Annotated in this window: 11 protein-coding genes and 1 rRNA gene; 3 read left to right on the forward strand and 9 right to left on the reverse strand. The window is 61.2% G+C overall.

Going from position 1 to position 16,391, the window contains the following annotated elements; translation table 11 throughout:
* Positions 1–20 precede the first annotated feature (20 nt).
* The 3 genes from qhpC to peaA form a co-directional block, all read right to left on the reverse strand.
* A complete protein-coding gene (qhpC, locus tag F7R06_RS14360) occupies positions 21–344 on the reverse strand; it encodes a quinohemoprotein amine dehydrogenase subunit gamma (protein WP_007971075.1) in 324 nt (107 codons plus the stop codon).
* 1 nt (position 345) lies between these two features.
* Positions 346–1,776, reverse strand: coding sequence for a quinohemoprotein amine dehydrogenase maturation protein (peaB, locus tag F7R06_RS14365; RefSeq protein ID WP_090318434.1), 1,431 nt, complete (start codon positions 1,774–1,776; stop codon positions 346–348).
* 95 nt (positions 1,777–1,871) lie between these two features.
* Entirely contained in the window at positions 1,872–3,452 is a 1,581-nt protein-coding gene (gene peaA, locus F7R06_RS14370; protein ID WP_090318430.1) for a quinohemoprotein amine dehydrogenase subunit alpha, read from the reverse strand.
* A gap of 577 nt (positions 3,453–4,029) precedes the next feature.
* Between peaA and F7R06_RS14375 the strand changes: the two genes are divergently transcribed.
* Positions 4,030–5,730: an acid phosphatase gene (locus tag F7R06_RS14375; RefSeq protein WP_090318427.1), complete on the forward strand. Its 1,701-nt coding sequence runs from the start codon at positions 4,030–4,032 to the stop codon at positions 5,728–5,730.
* 320 nt (positions 5,731–6,050) lie between these two features.
* Positions 6,051–7,541: an aldehyde dehydrogenase family protein gene (locus tag F7R06_RS14380; protein WP_090318424.1), complete on the forward strand. Its 1,491-nt coding sequence runs from the start codon at positions 6,051–6,053 to the stop codon at positions 7,539–7,541.
* Positions 7,542–7,675: 134 nt separating this feature from the next.
* Here F7R06_RS14380 and qhpG read toward each other — a convergent pair whose 3' ends face one another.
* From qhpG to mrdA, 5 genes are all read right to left on the reverse strand, one after another.
* Entirely contained in the window at positions 7,676–8,974 is a 1,299-nt protein-coding gene (gene qhpG / locus F7R06_RS14385; RefSeq protein ID WP_090318421.1) for a flavin-dependent monooxygenase QhpG, read from the reverse strand.
* Positions 8,971–9,648: a subtilisin-like serine protease QhpE gene (gene qhpE / locus F7R06_RS14390; protein ID WP_090318418.1), complete on the reverse strand. Its 678-nt coding sequence runs from the start codon at positions 9,646–9,648 to the stop codon at positions 8,971–8,973. Before qhpE ends, qhpG begins: the two co-directional genes overlap by 4 nt.
* Positions 9,638–11,356 carry an ABC transporter ATP-binding protein gene (locus F7R06_RS14395; protein WP_090318415.1) on the reverse strand — a complete coding sequence of 573 codons (1,719 nt, stop codon included), beginning with the start codon at positions 11,354–11,356 and terminating at the stop codon, positions 9,638–9,640. Before F7R06_RS14395 ends, qhpE begins: the two co-directional genes overlap by 11 nt.
* Entirely contained in the window at positions 11,356–13,260 is a 1,905-nt protein-coding gene (locus F7R06_RS14400; RefSeq protein ID WP_090318412.1) for a sigma-54-dependent Fis family transcriptional regulator, read from the reverse strand. Before F7R06_RS14400 ends, F7R06_RS14395 begins: the two co-directional genes overlap by 1 nt.
* 206 nt (positions 13,261–13,466) lie before the next feature.
* On the reverse strand, positions 13,467–15,359 hold the full coding sequence (gene mrdA, locus F7R06_RS14405) for a penicillin-binding protein 2 (RefSeq protein ID WP_090318407.1): 1,893 nt from the start codon (positions 15,357–15,359) through the stop codon (positions 13,467–13,469).
* A gap of 273 nt (positions 15,360–15,632) precedes the next feature.
* Between mrdA and F7R06_RS14410 the strand changes: the two genes are divergently transcribed.
* Positions 15,633–16,181 carry an LLM class flavin-dependent oxidoreductase gene (locus F7R06_RS14410; RefSeq protein ID WP_425530741.1) on the forward strand — a complete coding sequence of 183 codons (549 nt, stop codon included), beginning with the start codon at positions 15,633–15,635 and terminating at the stop codon, positions 16,179–16,181.
* A gap of 16 nt (positions 16,182–16,197) precedes the next feature.
* Here the strand turns inward: F7R06_RS14410 and rrf are convergent.
* Positions 16,198–16,313: ribosomal RNA gene (rrf, locus tag F7R06_RS14415) — 5S ribosomal RNA — on the reverse strand.
* Positions 16,314–16,391: the final 78 nt, after the last annotated feature.

Raw genomic sequence — 16,391 nt, forward strand, 5'->3', positions numbered from 1 at the left:
GAATCCTTCTTCTTATCTGATCACTTGTCTTTGGGGAAGACAGTGCCGAGGTTGCGCCAGTTTTCGTTGGACGCTTGGGCATCCTTGTTCCAGTCTGGATAGGTGCTCATCATGTCGGGCACCTGGGCCGGCCACCAGCACGGATCGGAGCAGCCATACAGGTCAGCCTCCATCGGCTGGCACAGCGACGACACACCGCCAAACGCATCAATCTCCCAACCCGGGTCGGTGGTCGAGGCGCAGCCCGCCACGGAGCTCATCGCCACCACTTCTTCGATGCGGTTTTCGTCCGCGGCCTGATCCAGCTTCAACGCTTTGTTATTGATTGCCTTGAGATGTTTCATATCAGTGAGCCTTGCGCGGAGTGATGTAGCTGCTGATGAACGCAGGGTTGTGAGCCATGATCCGGGTGTAGACCTCGATGCCGAAGTCGACCCAGTCACGCATCAGTTCGCAGTAGTGATAGGTCGGATGGGTCGGGTCGCCGTAGCGGGCGTAGCTTTCGTGGTAGCAACCGCCGGAGCACAGGTTGCGGATCTGGCAGTCTTCGCAGCCGGTGTTGGTACGGTCGAGGCGCTGGGACAGGAAGTCGTTCAGCTCAACCTGTTTTACGCCGCTGTGCACATTGCCGAAGGTTGGCAGGCTAGAACCGGTAAAGCGGTGGCACAGGTTCAATTCACCCTTGTGATCGACCGCCAGCATCTTCAGGCCCGCGCCGCAGGGCAGGGCTTTTTTGTGGCCTTCGTGGATGTCGGTGATCAACTGATGCAGGTTGGAGAAGCCGATGTTGCGGTGCTCCAGCGCCGCTTCCAGGTAACGTCGACCGAGCTTCTTCATGTTGGCGAAGACTTCGATCAGTTCATCGCTGGTCAGGTTGAACGTACTGATGTCGCCTGAGGTGACCGGGGCAAAACCGACTTCGGCAAACCCCAGTTCGTTGAACAGGTGATCCCAGATCGTTTCGACGTCGGTGACGCCGGTGGTCAGGGTCACCCGCGCGCCGACCGGACGACTGTTGTAGCGCGACAACAGCATTTCAGCCTTGCGCCGCACCACGTCGTAGGTGCCCTGCCCGCCCACGGTGATGCGGTTGCGGTCGTGCACGGTTTTCGGCCCGTCGATACTTACCGAAAGCCCGAAACGGTGGGCGTTGAGGTAGTCCACGGTTTCTTCGGTGAGCAGCGTAGCGTTGGTGGTCATCACGAACTCGACGAACTTGCCGGCTTCGCGAAAACGCTTTTCACAGTAATCGACCATGTACTCGATCAGCTTGCGATTGCTCAGCGGCTCTCCGCCGAAGAACACCACAGTGAAACGCTCTTCATCCGGGGATTCGCGCAGCAGCATCTCCACCGAAGCGATGGCCGTCTCGACGTCCATTTTCTTGCCGGCCGAAGGCTTGTCGAGGTCTTCCTTGTAGCAGTAGGTGCAGCTCAGGTTGCAGCCGGTGTTGACGTTGAGCACCACGGTGTTGATCGCCGTGCGTTCGACCCGCTTGGTGGCGATGTCCGGGGTCAGCGGCGAACCGTCGCTGACCAGTTCCAGGGCCATCAGCTCGCGCAGGGTTTCAGTGACTTCTTCACCGTTGAAACGCGCGGACAGCCGCTGGATCAGGTCGTCCGACGAGCAGCCGGGACCGCGCAAGGTATCGATGATGGTGCCCGTCAGTTCATCGCTGGCGAACAGCGAACTGCTGGGGATATGGAACAGCATGCGGTCGGCATCAACGTGCACTTCGTGCAGGTTGCGTTCGACCAGATTCAAGATAGCGCCCATTGCAAACCTCCTGTGCAAGCCCCGTTATGCGGGGCTTGCGGTCATTCCGAAAAGTGTCTGAAGCCTTTGCCTGCAGCCAGGCTCACGTTTCAACCTCACGGAATGGGTGGATTGTTCCAGCGTTGCACGGTCACGATCATGTGGCCTTCGCCGGTCAGGGATTTCCCTGCGTCGTCGACGGCGGCGATCACCTTGAGGTTGCCGGCATTGTTGGTGGACATCTTGCGCGCCGGGTTCGGTCCGGCATCGCCCGGTGTGAACACGCCCGCGTCAGCCTGCATGGTACCGGCGAACTTGACGTCTTCGTCTTCCTTGGCGCGCTCGTCGAAGGCCTCGACCTTCCACTGCGCCGGGAACACGCCGATGCGATACGGCTTGCCATCGGCCCCCTTGCCCCAGGCTTCCGCGTCGAAACGGCCCTGGACTTTCGGCGTGGAACCGCCGCCTTCGCCGATCCGCGCCACCGAGAACTCAGGCACGACTTTGACTTCGGCGATCTGGCTGTACACCGACAGGCTCGGGCCTTTCAGCGTACCGACGGAGACTGCGCGCAGACCCGGCTGGGCATTGGCGGCGGCCTTGAGTTTGACCTTGATTTGCTGCGGGCTCTGCTCGACGATTTCGAGCACTTCCACGCCTTTGCCGAAATTCGGCTTGCCACTCAGACCGCTGCCGATCAGGGTGACTTCGCTTTCGCTGCCGGCCTTCAGGTAACCCGGCTGAACCGCCAGCAAACGGGCGGAACCCTGTTTGGCGGCGACGAAGTCCAGGCCACGCTCATCGTGCTCGGCCTCGAACATCCGGCCCTGCATCGCATTGCCCTGGGCGGCGAACACCTGGCGCATGGTCACGCCGTCGATGGTGACGTTGCCGCGCCATTCGTAGCCGGTGTAGAGGATCGCGCTGCCGTCGCCATTGAATGGGGAACCGTCGGCGTATTGACCTTTGACGCTGACCTTGAAGGTGTCGCTGCCGTCAGCGCTGACGCTCATCACACCCGCCAGTTCACCCTTGCCCGGCAAGTGGCCGCTGAAGCTCCAGTCGCCTACCAATGCGTCGGACTTCGGCGCCACGCTCTGCCATTTCTTCCAGGCCGGGTTGTCCAGCGGATAGCGCTTGGCCAACAGCGGCACCATGTCTTTTCGAGCGATATCGAACCAGTCGCGATCGCGGGCCAGGGCCTGGTACTCCAGGGACGGCCACTGACCGAGGTGGAAATTCACCAGGCGCTCCCACTCCTGAGCCGGACGCCGTTGCAGGGCCACCCGCGCACCGGAGTGGCAGCGACCGCACATCTGGCTGGTCTGCTCGTCGAACTTTTCGACGGTGTTGAGCCGGCGTTCCAGCGCATAGCGCACGCCGTCGGTCTCGCTGGGCGCCAGGCCTTGGGTGTCGGCCAGGTACTTGACCAGCGTCCGACGGTCTTCATCGCTGATCTGCAAACCGTGCATGGTCTGCATTCGGGCGATGCTCATCAACCAGCCTTCCGGCGTTTTGCGCTGGTGGCTGATGCGGCTCAGGGCGTTATCGGCTTCGGGGGTATGACAGCCCTGACAGGTTTCCTTGAGGATGGTCTGGGCGTCGCGGGCTGCCAGGCTGTGAGGCGAATGCAGCGCTATACAAGCGGCTACGGCCAGCAGGCTGGCGCTCATGCCTGATCGGAGTTTTCTCTTCATCAACGTCGAACCTCGCACGGTGCTTTCTTATTTTTGTGGCTTATCGTTTTTTGGGTTTCTGCCGCCGGCGGCAAGCCGCTGACGGAGGCAGTAGAAACGTCTGCGATGAGCAATACACGGAGCGTGCCAGCTTGTTAAAACCTCGTTGAATCAATGGTTTGCCAACATCGTCGGGCGTTTCTCCCAGGATACCGACCCGGCAACACGTTTAATTTCGCGACAACTGTTTCACTCTGAGACGAGCATAGGTGAGCCACGTCGATGGGCGATGACCAATGATCGTTTGGGCAGGGACGATGTGGTTATCCAGGCGGCTCGCGTTATCGTTGCCGACCTTCGCTACGATGCGGCGACCCGACAAGCCAGCGCCTATGCACAGAGATCACACCAAACCTGTGGGAGCGGGCTTGCCCGCGAAGACGGCAGCACTTCCGCCATGAATGTGGCTGACGTACCGCTTTCGCGAGCAGGCTCGTCTTCACCTTTGAACGGTGAGTCGTCACCCATCTGTCACAATCCCTTGCTAGCGTCCGGCCGAAACATGTAGAAACAACTCGACCAGGCCAGGGGATTCGATATGAGCGACGAAACAGACGGTATAAACCCATCCTCAGCCGAATCCGACCACCCCATCGACACCAGTCGCCGCCGTTTTCTCGGTGGCGTCGCGGTACTCGGCGCCGGCGCAGCCCTCACTGCTTACGGCAATCAGGACAATGCGCCAGGCGAGACGCCTGATCGTCCGCTATCGGCCGAAGAACTCGACAAAGCCCTGCACGACCAGGTGAAAACCGTGGTGGTGATCTACGCCGAAAACCGCAGTTTCAATAACCTCTTTGGCGATTTTCCCGGGGTCGAGAAACCGCTATCAGCGCTCCAGCCTGCCGATTATCAGCAGCGCGACCGCGATGGCAGCCTGTTGCAAACCTTGCCGCCGGTGTGGGGCGGTGTCTTGCAGATCGGTCCGCAAACCCTCGATGGCGTGACTTATCCCAACGCCGTCCAGTTTCAGGAAAACCTGCCCAACGCGCCCTTCGCCCTCAAAGGCCCGAACGCGGAAGACTTGCCGTTCGGTCTGGTGACCCGCGATCTGTGGCACGTGTTCTACCAGAACCAGATGCAGATCAACGGCGGCAAGAACGACGGCTTTGTCGCCTGGGCCGATTCCGGAGGCTTGACCATGGGCCACTATGCCCAGAGCCAATATTCCCTGCGCCTATGGGACATTGCCCGGGATTTCGTGCTCTGCGACAACTTCTTCCAGGGCGCCTTCGGTGGTTCATTTCTTAACCACCAATACCTGATCAGCGCCACCGCACCGTTTTATCCGGACGCGGCCAATTCGGTTGCCAAATCACAAATTGCCGTGCTGCAAAGCAACGATCCGGCTGACCCACGCCTCAAACCGCTGGAGTCCTCGCCGGCCAGCGCCATGACCGGTCCGCCGCAGTTCGGCCCCAGCGCGCTGACGCCCGATGGTTACGGGGTCAATACCCTCGCCCCGCCCTACTGGCCGACGTGGATCCGCGACCCGGACCATCCGGACTACTCCAAACCTGATCTGCCGAACGTCCTGGTTCCGCAGACCCACGAGCACATCGGCGACAAGCTGTCGAAGAAGAACATCGATTGGGCCTGGTACGCGGGGGCCTGGCAGGCGACGCTGGAGCAGTACAAGGATTCGGGAGGCATTCCGAAAATCCCGAACTTTCAGTACCACCACCAGCCGTTCAACTATTTCAAACGCCAGGGCCCGGAAAACCCGGAGGAACGTAAAAAGCGCCTGCGCGATGGCGGTCTGGGGGACGAATCCAGCACGAACAAGTTCTTTGCCGACGCCGAGGCGGGCAAGCTGCCGGCGGTGACTTTCTACAAACCCCAAGGCAACCTGAACATGCACGCCGGTTATGCCGACGTGGCGTCGGGTGACCGACATATCGTTCGCGCGCTTAAAGTGCTGCAACAAAGCCCACAGTGGAAAAACATGGTGGTTGTGGTGACCATCGATGAGAACGGTGGCTGGTGGGACCACGTCGCCCCACCCAAGGGGGATCGCTGGGGCCCGGGCTCGCGGGTGCCTGCCCTGGTGGTTTCGCCGTTTTCACGCAAAGGCGCGGTCGATCACACGGTGTATGACACCGCGTCGATCCTGCGGCTGATTACCCGGGTGTTCCAATTGGAAAAACTCGAGGGTCTGAAGCAGCGCGATGAAGCGATGATCGCCCGAGGCCAGGCGCCGATGGGCGACCTGACCAACGCCTTGCAGTTTCCGGTCTGAATAAACCTTAAAAAAGGTTCTTCACGTAATCCCGGGGAAAAGAAGGAGCCAGGTTGCCGACGATGATTGCAGGAGCGACGTAGTTATCCAGACGGTATGCGTCATCGTTGACGACCTTCGCTGCGATGCGGCGACCCGACAAGCCAGCTTCTACAGATCAGCGGGCGTCATGCTTGTCTCATTTAGCGTCTCAAGTTGCGACAAATCCGCCTCCTCCAGCGCCCCTCCCTCCGCACCGAACCCGGCTAAATACGGCCTTTGGGTAAACTGGCACAACCGTTGCGAAAGACCTCGGCACACGAACAAGACGAGGTTTCAACATGTCGCTTCCTGATCTGCTTCCCGCCACTTCGGCCTTTATCCAACGCGCGCCGCGCATGCTTATCGGCGGAGACTGGGTCGAGGCCGCCGACGGCCAGACCATGCCCCTGCACAACCCGGCCACTGGCGAAGTGCTTTGTGTGGTGCCACGGGCCACGCCGGAAGATGTCGACCGCGCGGTGCTCGCCGCGCGTCAGGCGTTCGATGACTCGGCCTGGAGCCGTACCCGCCCCCGGGAGCGGCAGAACCTGTTGTGGAAACTCGCCGACCTGATGCAGCGCGACGCCGAGCTGCTGGCGCAGCTGGAGTGCCTGAACAATGGCAAGAGTGCCGCCGTCGCACAGGTGATGGACGTGCAGCTGGCCATCGACTTCCTGCGCTACATGGCCGGTTGGGCAACCAAGATCGAAGGTTCCAGCGTCGAGGTGTCGTTGCCGCTGATGCCCAACGATCAGTTCCACAGCTTCATCCGCCGCGAAGCGGTGGGCGTGGTTGGTGCCATCGTCGCCTGGAACTTCCCGTTGCTGCTGGCCTGCTGGAAACTCGGCCCGGCCTTGGCCACCGGTTGCACCGTGGTGCTCAAACCCGCCGATGAAACACCCCTGACCGCACTGAAACTGGCGGAGCTGGTATTGGAAGCAGGTTATCCCGAAGGCGTGTTCAACGTGGTCACCGGCACGGGCATCACCGCCGGCTCCGCACTGACCCACAACCCCCTGGTGGACAAGCTGACCTTTACCGGCTCCACCGCCGTGGGCCAGCAGATCGGCAAGATCGCCATGGACTCGATGACCCGGGTCACCCTGGAACTGGGCGGCAAATCGCCAACCATCGTCATGGCCGATGCCGACCTGCCGAGCGCTGCCGCCGGAGCCGCCAGCGCGATTTTCTTCAACCAGGGTCAGGTGTGCTGCGCCGGCTCGCGCCTGTATGTGCAACGCAAGCATTTCGACAATGTGGTGGCGGACATCGCCGGCATCGCCAATGCCATGAAACTCGGCAACGGCCTGGACCCGAGCGTCGAGATGGGGCCGCTGATCTCTGCGCGTCAGCAGGCGCGGGTGTATGGCTATATCGAAAAAGGCCGGGAAAGCGGTGCGACCATTGCCTGCGGCGGCGAGCAATTCGGGCCGGGGTTTTTCGTCAAGCCGACGGTGATCGTTGACGTCGATCAGAAGCACTCACTGGTGCAGGAAGAAATCTTCGGCCCGGTGCTGGTGGCGATTCCGTTCGATGACGAAGCCGATGCGCTGCGCATGGCCAACGACAGCCCTTATGGCTTGGGCGCGAGTATCTGGTCGAATGACCTGGCGGCGGTGCATCGGATGATTCCGCGGATCAAGTCCGGTTCGGTGTGGGTCAACTGCCACAGCGCGCTGGACCCGGCGTTGCCGTTCGGGGGGTACAAGATGTCGGGGGTCGGGCGCGAGATGGGCTATGCGGCGATTGAGCATTACACGGAGTTGAAGTCGGTGTTGATCAAGCTGTAATAGCGGGGCCCTGTCGGCCTCCATCGCGGGAAAGCCCGCTCCCACAGGTTTTGTGGTGTTGCTGAATTCTTCGGCCTCACACAAATCACTGTGCGGGCTTGCCCGCGATGAGGTCGATCCAGACAGCTCAAATCTCAGGGCTTGAATCCCTGAGTCAACAACCAGCCGCGAACCATCCTCCCCTGCTCCACCGTCATCCCGGCCAACACCGAACCCGCCGGCTCGCCCTGCTTTAACCTCTGCACCAACGGCGCCAATTCAACCCCCTGTACATGCCAGATCCCCAACGGCTGATCCGCGGTGATCACCACCTCGGCCTCGTCGACAAAACCATCCTTCAGCACTGGAGCCCGCTCGATCCTCAGGCCAATGAAGTCCGCTTCTGCATGGGCAACCTCAGCATCCGGCCACTGTCGCCGCGCTTGCCAGAAAGGCTGGTTCAACCAGCGTTGTTCATCGGCATAGAAATCCCGACCGATCCGCGCGAACCGCAGAAACAGCTGTTCCACCCGTTGCTGGTGAAAACGCTGGGCCAGCGCCGCCCGTTCGGGTTTGCGCAACAGGGTGTTGATCACCGTCGGTGCCTGTAATGCCGACGACAATGATTGGAAGATGCCATTGCCCGACAGCGGGTCGACCGCCATCGCCGCATCACCAACCCGTATCCAGTGTTCGCCACACACCTGCGGGCTGAGGATGGCTGTGCTGCTGCGGGCGTGCAGGTTCAGATCAACCTCCGCTTCGCCGGCAAAGAATGCCCGAGCCACGGCCGAATCCTGACGTCGCTGGCGACAGTACTCCAGCAACTGCGCCTTGCCCGGTAACCCGGCGCTGGCCACGTCCACCGTCCATTGCCAGTAGCACTGGCCGTCGGCCCGCCGCGCCATCCACGCCCAGCCGTCCTCAAGGCTTTCCACGGCGCTGGCGGTGTCGCCCGGCGTGCCTTGCCAGCGATTGAGCAGGCTGACCGTCTCCGGCCCGCGCAGGCCCTTGCCGAGCGCCGGTGCCTGACGCCCGCGGGCTTCGACCAGAAAGTCTGCGCTCAGGCTTTCGCGTCCTTCGATGTCGATGCGATGCCCATCGGAAAATGACTGCACGCCCAGCACCCGGCCTTCGATTAACAGCACGCCAGCCGCGCGCAAGTCCTGGCGCAGGCCGCGATCGAAAGTCGGGCGATCCAGCAGGAATTCGATGTTTTGTGCGTGTTGCTGGCCGTTCCAGTTGACCTGCCGTTGAGAAGGCAACGCCGCCTCCTCCAAAGCGTGATGCAGCCCTGCACCGCGCAAGGCCTCCAGCACCCGCGCGGATACGCCTTCGAGCGCGGCAAACCGGCGCCACTCGCTGACCAGGGTCACGGCATAGCCCAGTCGCCGCAGCCCCAGTGCCACCGCCGCGCCCGCCGGGCCGGCCCCCAGCACCACAATCGCAGTCATGGCCCGAGGCGCCGTTCAGGGCCGCGATAGCGGGCGTTGTGCTGCAGATAGTCGATCACCTGTGCGTTGCTCGCCTCGGGGTGTGCCACCAGGAACGCCGCGATATGTCCGCTCAACGCGGCGCAGCCGAGACTGGCGCCCGACTGGCCTGGATAAGTGCCGTGCACGCACGCGGCAAAGTCCGCCTGGGTGGTGTTGAGCCACGACCATTCGAGTTCGGCGCAGCGCGCATCGCCTGTCACGCGCAGCACCTGTGGATAATTCGCCGGGTATACACCCTCGCCCTGGGCAGGGCTGGACGCGCAAAGCAACACGCCCTTCGCCACCGCCGCCGCGCAAGCGTCACGCAACAGACTGCGGTCCTGACGCAGGCCGAGACTCAAATTGATCAGCCGTACATCCTGAGCCACCAGCCAGTCGATCGCCGTGGCAATCTGCAAGGCACTGGTGACGCCACGCTGGTCGAACACCTGGGCCACGCAAAACAGTGCCGATGGCGCACGGCGACCTATGGCTTCGATGACCGCGCTGCCGTGGCCCAAGGGATCGCCGTGCAAATCGCTCTCGGTGAGTCCGTCCTCGACCAACGCAAAGCGCCGCCCGGCGATGACTTGCACCCGTTGCGCCGCCGAGTGACCGCTGTCCACCACGCCGATACGCAATTCAGGCTTCATGCAGCACCGCTTTGGAAATCAATACGCCGTCAAGCAATTCAAAACGCAGATCGGCATCGGCCAGGGTCGAAGGACGATGGCTGATCAATATCCGCGTACGCCCGGCAAACAGACGGTCGATGGCCTCGATCACTTCGCGCTCGGTGGCTTCGTCCACCGCCGAAGTGGCTTCGTCGAGCACCAGAATCAAGGGGTCTTGCAACAGCGCACGGGCGATCGCGATGCGTTGTTTTTGCCCACCGGACAACTGTTGCCCGCGCTCACCCAACGGGCTGTCGAGACCTTCGGGCAAGGAGGCGATCAGGCTGTCGAGTTGGGCCAGCCGTGCCACTTCGGCTACCGCTTCGCGGCTGGCATCTGGCACCGCATAAGCCAGGTTGTCGGCCAGGCTGCCGCGAAACAGTACGATGTCCTGACTGACCACGGCGATGCGCCGACGCAATTGGAACAGGTCGAGTTCGCGCAGGTCCACTTCACCGAGCAACACCCGCCCGGATTGCGGGTCGTGGTGGCGTTGCAGCAGGTCGATCAAGGTCGATTTGCCAACGCCGGAGCCGCCGCTCAAGGCGACTTTCAAACCGTAGGGTATGGATGCCTGGATGCCGCGCAGGGTTGTGGTTCGGCCGGGATGGCTGAAGTGCACGTCATCGAAACGCAGATCGCCAGAGGCCGGCAGCGGCTGTGGCGTCGCGGGTGTGAGTACGGTCGGCTGTTCGCCGCGCAGTTCCATGACGCGCCCGAGGCTGACGGTCATTCGTTGAATGGCGACATAGAGCCCGAGCAGGCTTTGCACCGGCCCGACGGCCATGCCCAGGTAGGTCGAAAACGCGATCAGCGCGCCCAGTTGCCAAGTGCCCTGCACCACCCAGTATCCGCCGATCAGAAAGGCGCAGGCGCGGGACAGGGAGGTCAGCGTGCCCGGCACGGCCTGGGTGAAAAACTCGGTGACTTGCAGGCGCAGCAACTGGCTCATGTAGCCCTGCCCCAGGTTTTCCAGGCGCCGCGCTTCGCGCTGCTGCTGGCCGGCGGACTGGATGAACTTCATCACCGGCAACGTCTCGACCATGAACGACGACATGTCCGCCGAGCGCTCGCGCAATTGCCGCACATCACGCTCAACCTTTCGTCGCATCCAGCGCAGCCAGAGCACGTCGAGGGGAATCAGCACCAGCGCCAGCAGTGACAATTTCCAGGACAGAGTCAGGAGCATCGCCAGCGCAACCACCAGGCCAATCACGCTGGACACCGCCGAAAACAGCGAGTCCACGGCAAAACGCTGGATCTCCGCCACGTCGCCATCGAGGCGCGACATCAGGTCACCGATGCGCCGCTGACCGTAGAAGCTGGGGGACAGGGTCTGCAAATGCCGATAGAGGTCATCGCGCAGGGCAAACAGCATGCGCCCGGACAGCCGCGTGTGCAGATAACGGTTAATCCCGGACAACGCCGTGCCGAGCAAGCCGGCAACGATCATCAGCCCGGCGATCAGCACCAGCATCGGGAAATTGCGCGCGAGCAACCCGTCGTCGATCAACAGCTTGGTCAGCCACGGTTGCACCAGCACCAATGCCGAAGCACAGACCGACAAACCCAGCAGCCCGGCGATCGCCAGTCGATGAGGCCGCACGAAACTGTAGAGCCAGCGCAACGACGATTGCAGGGCTTCGGGGTTCTGGCTGTCGATCAGCCGAACGATCAGGCGCTGCATCACGAGCGCAACTGTTTGAGCTTGCGATACAGAGTCGCGCGGCTGATGCCCAGGGCGTCGGCGGCGGCCGAGACGTTGCCCTGATGGCTATCCAGGGACTGACGAATCATCTCCAGTTCGTTTTCGCGGATGCTCCCGGACTGCGGACGTTCGCTTGAGCTCAGGTCATCGAGCATGCTGTCGGGTAAGTGATCGAGGGTGAGGACGGTTTCCCCCGGCTCGCGCATGGCCAGTGCAGTGCGCAGGACCATCTCCAGTTGGCGGATGTTGCCCGGCCAGTGATAGCCGCCGAGCAAACGGCTCAAGTCGTCATGTAGCACCACCGTTGGTGCATCGAGTCTGGCCAGCAAGCGGCTGACCAGCGCGCTGAAGTCTTCACGCTCGCGCAGGGCCGGGAGCATCACGCTGATGCCGTTGACCCGGTAGAACAGGTCTTCGCGAAAGTGTTTTTCTTCCACCAGGCGCTTGAGGTCGCGGTGGGTGGCACAGATCAATGCGACGTCGATGTCCTGCTCTTCGCCAGCGCCCAACGGAGCGACCTTGCGATCCTGCAACACGCGCAACAACCGCGCCTGCAGTGCCAGCGGCATGTCACCGATTTCGTCGAGGAACAGCGTGCCGCCATGGGCCTGTTGCAAGCGACCGATCATGCCGCCACGCCGCGAACCGGTGAATGCGCCTTCGCGGTAGCCGAACAGTTCGGACTCGATCAGGCCTTCAGGAATGGCCGCGCAGTTCACCGCGACGAAAGGTTTGTCGGCGCGGCTGCCCGCCATGTGCAGGGCACGGGCGATGACTTCCTTGCCGGTGCCGGTTTCGCCCAGCAGCAACACCGGCAGTTGGTTGGCCAGGCCTTGGCGGGCCATGCGCAGGGCCCGGGCATAACGCACATTGCTGCCGGCCAGGGATTCGAGGTCCGGCTGGGACTTGGCGGGTTTTGCAACGCTGCGCGGTGGATTGCTGACGTTGATCGAACGCTGCGGCGCACGCAGGGTTTTGTAGAAAAATTCACCTTTGGCGGTCTGCAGGCTGCCAACGCCGCCCTGATGCAGTCGCGCCAACAGTTGCAGGCCATCGACGCCGAGAAACTCTTCACACCGCCGACCGACCAGTGCCGAACGCTCGGCATGCAGCAACTGGCAGGCCTGGGCGCTGACGGCGAGGATCTGCCCGCCGAGGCTTACGGCCAACAAGCCCTGCCAGGGGGATTCGAGGTACTGGCGACGGCTGTGGAAGGCCAGGACGATTTCATCCGGATAGCTTGTGTTGAAGACGCGGCTTTCGATCTGGCTGACGGCCATGGCCAGCAACGCGGTGCTGTCGTGGGCGCGGCCCAGCGGACCTTCGCGGGTCAGGTCGAGAACGCCGAGAATATTGCCCTGTGGGCAATGGATCGGCACCGAGGTGCAGGAGAAATCACTGAGGCGATCCAGGTAATGCTCGCCGCAATCGATCAGGGTTGGCCGCGCTTCCACCAGTGCCGTGCCGAGGGCGTTGGTGCCACGTACGGCTTCGCTCCAGCAGGCACCGAGGGTGATGTCTTGCAGGCCACTGCCCTTGAGTCGGTCGGCGCGTCCTTCGACCGCCAGAATGGTCGCCTCGGAGTTGGCGAGAATGATCAGCCCTTCCTTGCCTTGGCGTTCGGCCAGGTAATCGATCGCCGGCAAGGCTGCGTCAATCAGCAGACGGTTGCTTGCCAGCAATACATCGAGGCTCGCCGTCGATTCCAGCGCCAGTTCATGCTGGGCATTGAAATGCACGCCATGACTGAGGCTACGCCGCCACGAGGCATCGATTTCGGCGCGCAGGACGCCATTCGGTACTTCGCCTTCCAGATGCAGCTTTTCCCGGGCCAGCCGGGCTTCGCGGTGCAATTTGGGGGAATTTGTTTTTATTAGTGTCATCAAGCGCTCCGGGTCGGTCCGCCCTGCGCCTTTGAACAACGGCGCCCTGCCGCAATCTTTACGTTAACGTAAGGGCTATGGCAAGAGCCGTAGAGCGTTTGTGTTTCGCCAGGTGGATGGTGACCCCGTTCATTGTCGGCAAGCCTGGCCCTACAGTGAGCTTCAACTCGATAGATCGCAGGAGCCTGGCTTGCCAGCGATGGCCTTCAGACGTGAGGATCACCCGGCGGTTTGCTCGGCGCGGCGTATTGCGGTTTCAGGTGGCCTTCCTGATCGAGCAGCCAGGCGTCCATGATCTGCCGCACCACGGGACCGGCGACGCGGCCACCGGCTTCGCCGTTTTCGATCATCACCGAAATGACAATCTTGGGATGTTCCGCCGGTGCGAAACCGACAAACAAGGCGTTGTCACGGTTGCGCTCAAGGGTCTTCTCGCGGTTGTAACGCTCGCCCTGCTTGATCGCCACCACTTGCGCAGTACCGCTCTTGCCAGCGATGCGGTACTGCGCCCCCACGGCTGCCGCACGGGCAATCCCGCGGGCATCGTGCATCACCATTTGCATGCCATGGTTGACCTGCTCCCAGTCACGGGGATCCTTGAGCAGGATATTCGGCATCGGGTGCTCATCCACTGGCGCGACACCGTCCACGGTCTTGGCCAGGTGCGGACGGTTCCACACCCCTTTGTTGGCGATCAACGCAGTGGCCTGGGCCAGTTGCAGCGGCGTGACTTGCATGTAGCCCTGGCCAATGCCGAGGATTACCGTCTCTCCCGGGAACCACGGCTGGCGGCGCGTGGCGCGCTTCCAGGCCTGGGACGGCATCAGTCCCGGAGACTCTTCGTACATGTCCAGCGAGACCTTTTCACCGAGACCGAACATCGCCATGTAGTCGTGCAGGCGGTCGATGCCCAGCTTGTGTGCCAGATCGTAGAAGTAGGTGTCGTTGGAACGCATAATCGCCGCGTCCATGTCTACCCATCCATCACCGCTATGGTTCCAGTTACGGTACTTGTGATCGAAGTCCGGCAACTGGTAGTAGCCAGGGTCGAAGACTCGGGTCTGCGGCGTGACCACACCGGCGTCGAGGCCGGCAATCGCGACTTCCGGCTTGATGGTCGAGCCCGGCGCATAGAGGCCGCGCAGCACGCGGTTGAACAGTGGCCGGTCGATCGAATCGTGCAGCGCCGCGTACTCCTTGAAGCTGATGCCAGTCACGAACAGATTCGGGTCGAAGCTGGGTTTGCTGACCATGGCCAGGACTTCACCCGTCGACGGATCGAGCGCAACCACCGAACCGCGACGGTCACCCAGGGCCTGCTCGGCGGCTTCCTGAAGTTTGACGTCGAGACTCAGGACGATGTTTTTACCCGGTATCGGGTCGGTGTGCTTGAGCACTCGCAGCACACGCCCCTGAGCGTTGGTTTCGACTTCTTCGTATCCGACATGGCCATGCAGTTCCGACTCGTAGAATTTCTCGATCCCGGTTTTGCCAATGGATTGGGTGCCCCGGTATTCGACCGAGTCCAGGGACTTGGATTCTTTCTCGTTGATACGACCGACGTACCCGATTGAATGAGCGAAGTGTTCAGCGAACGGATAGTGGCGCACGAACTGCGGTTCGACATCGATGCCCGGCAAGCGGAACTCATTGACCGCGAGCACCGCGATCTGTTCTTCGCTGAGCTCATAGAACAGCGTGACCGGTACGAACGGATGCCGCGCCTGCTTCATCGCTTTGTCGAACAGCGCACGGTCTTCGGCAGGCAGGTGCAACAGGTTGACCACTTCGTCCAGCTCTTGTTTGACATCCGAAGCGCGTTCGCGAGTGATCGTCAGGTTGTAGCTGGGCCGGTTGTCGGCCAGAACCACGCCATTGCGGTCATAGATCAACCCGCGAGTAGGAGTGATTGGCAGGACATGGACACGGTTGTTTTCGGAGATCGTGGAGTGATAGTCGAATTCGACTACCTGCAGGACATACATGCGCACCACCAGCGCGCAGGTAATGACGACGACAAACAAGGCGCAGGCGATCAGTCTTTTGTTGACCAGGCGCTTCTCATTTTCGTGGTCCTTGATGGGTATCGGTTCGGGCATTTCTGTAGCAACTCTGTGAAGAGGAAGTGCCGATCCGTGGGCTTGAAATCAGTCCATTAAAAAAACGAGCTGCACCATATCAAAAACTGCCCGGTCACTTTAGTGCGATTTCCTATAAGGACGGTCCTTGAGCGTCGCAAAGGGTTTTCGGTGGGGTGGTGGATTCGTGCTTTTCATACAAGATTGATATTCCCATTCATGCATTTTTCTTGCTGATTAGCCCGTGAATACTGGGTGCATGTCATTCCATTCTGGTTTTTTGGAGTTTTTTCCATGCATCCACGATTTCAACGACTACTGGGTTCGAATGGGTTCTCCATCGGACTGGAGTTGCCACTCGACAATGACTGGTCCAGTGCCGGTCAGCGGCTGCGGATGGCCGAAGGTCGACCTTTTGGTGTACCGGACCTGAAGCAGCACGCGGCTATGGCACGCCTGGCTGACAAGTCGGGTTTTCGCGCACTGTGGGTTCGTGATGTTCCGATTTATGACCCGAATTTCGGTGATGCGGCACAGGTTTTCGAAACCTTTTCCTATCTCGGGTACCTGGCCGGTATTACCGAAAATATCATGTTGGGTACGGCGGCGGTTGTACTGCCAATGCGTCAGCCTTGGTTGACGTTGAAGTCAGCTAACAGTGTCGATGAGCTGAGTGAAGGGCGCCTGCTGCTGGGCGTGGCCAGTGGTGACCGCCCGATGGAGTTACGAAACAGGCTTCTAATGCAATGCCTCGGGAATCTGGCACAACCGTCAGGCGCTCTCTGCCCATCACGGTACTTTCCTGCGCGCAAAAACAAAACCCCTACCTGCATACGCAGATAGGGGTTTCGGAATTTAATCTTGACGATGACCTACTCTCACATGGGGAAACCCCACACTACCATCGGCGATGCATCGTTTCACTTCTGAGTTCGGGATGGGATCAGGTGGTTCCAATGCTCTATGGTCGTCAAGAAATTCGGGTACCGAACCGTCTTTCGACGCTTCAGCAAATTGGGTATGCGATAGTTTGTGTGTTTTTGCGAACTTTCG

Origin of the sequence: Pseudomonas moorei (assembly GCF_008801475.1) — a bacterium.
Taxonomy (GTDB): Bacteria; Pseudomonadota; Gammaproteobacteria; order Pseudomonadales; family Pseudomonadaceae; genus Aquipseudomonas; species Aquipseudomonas moorei.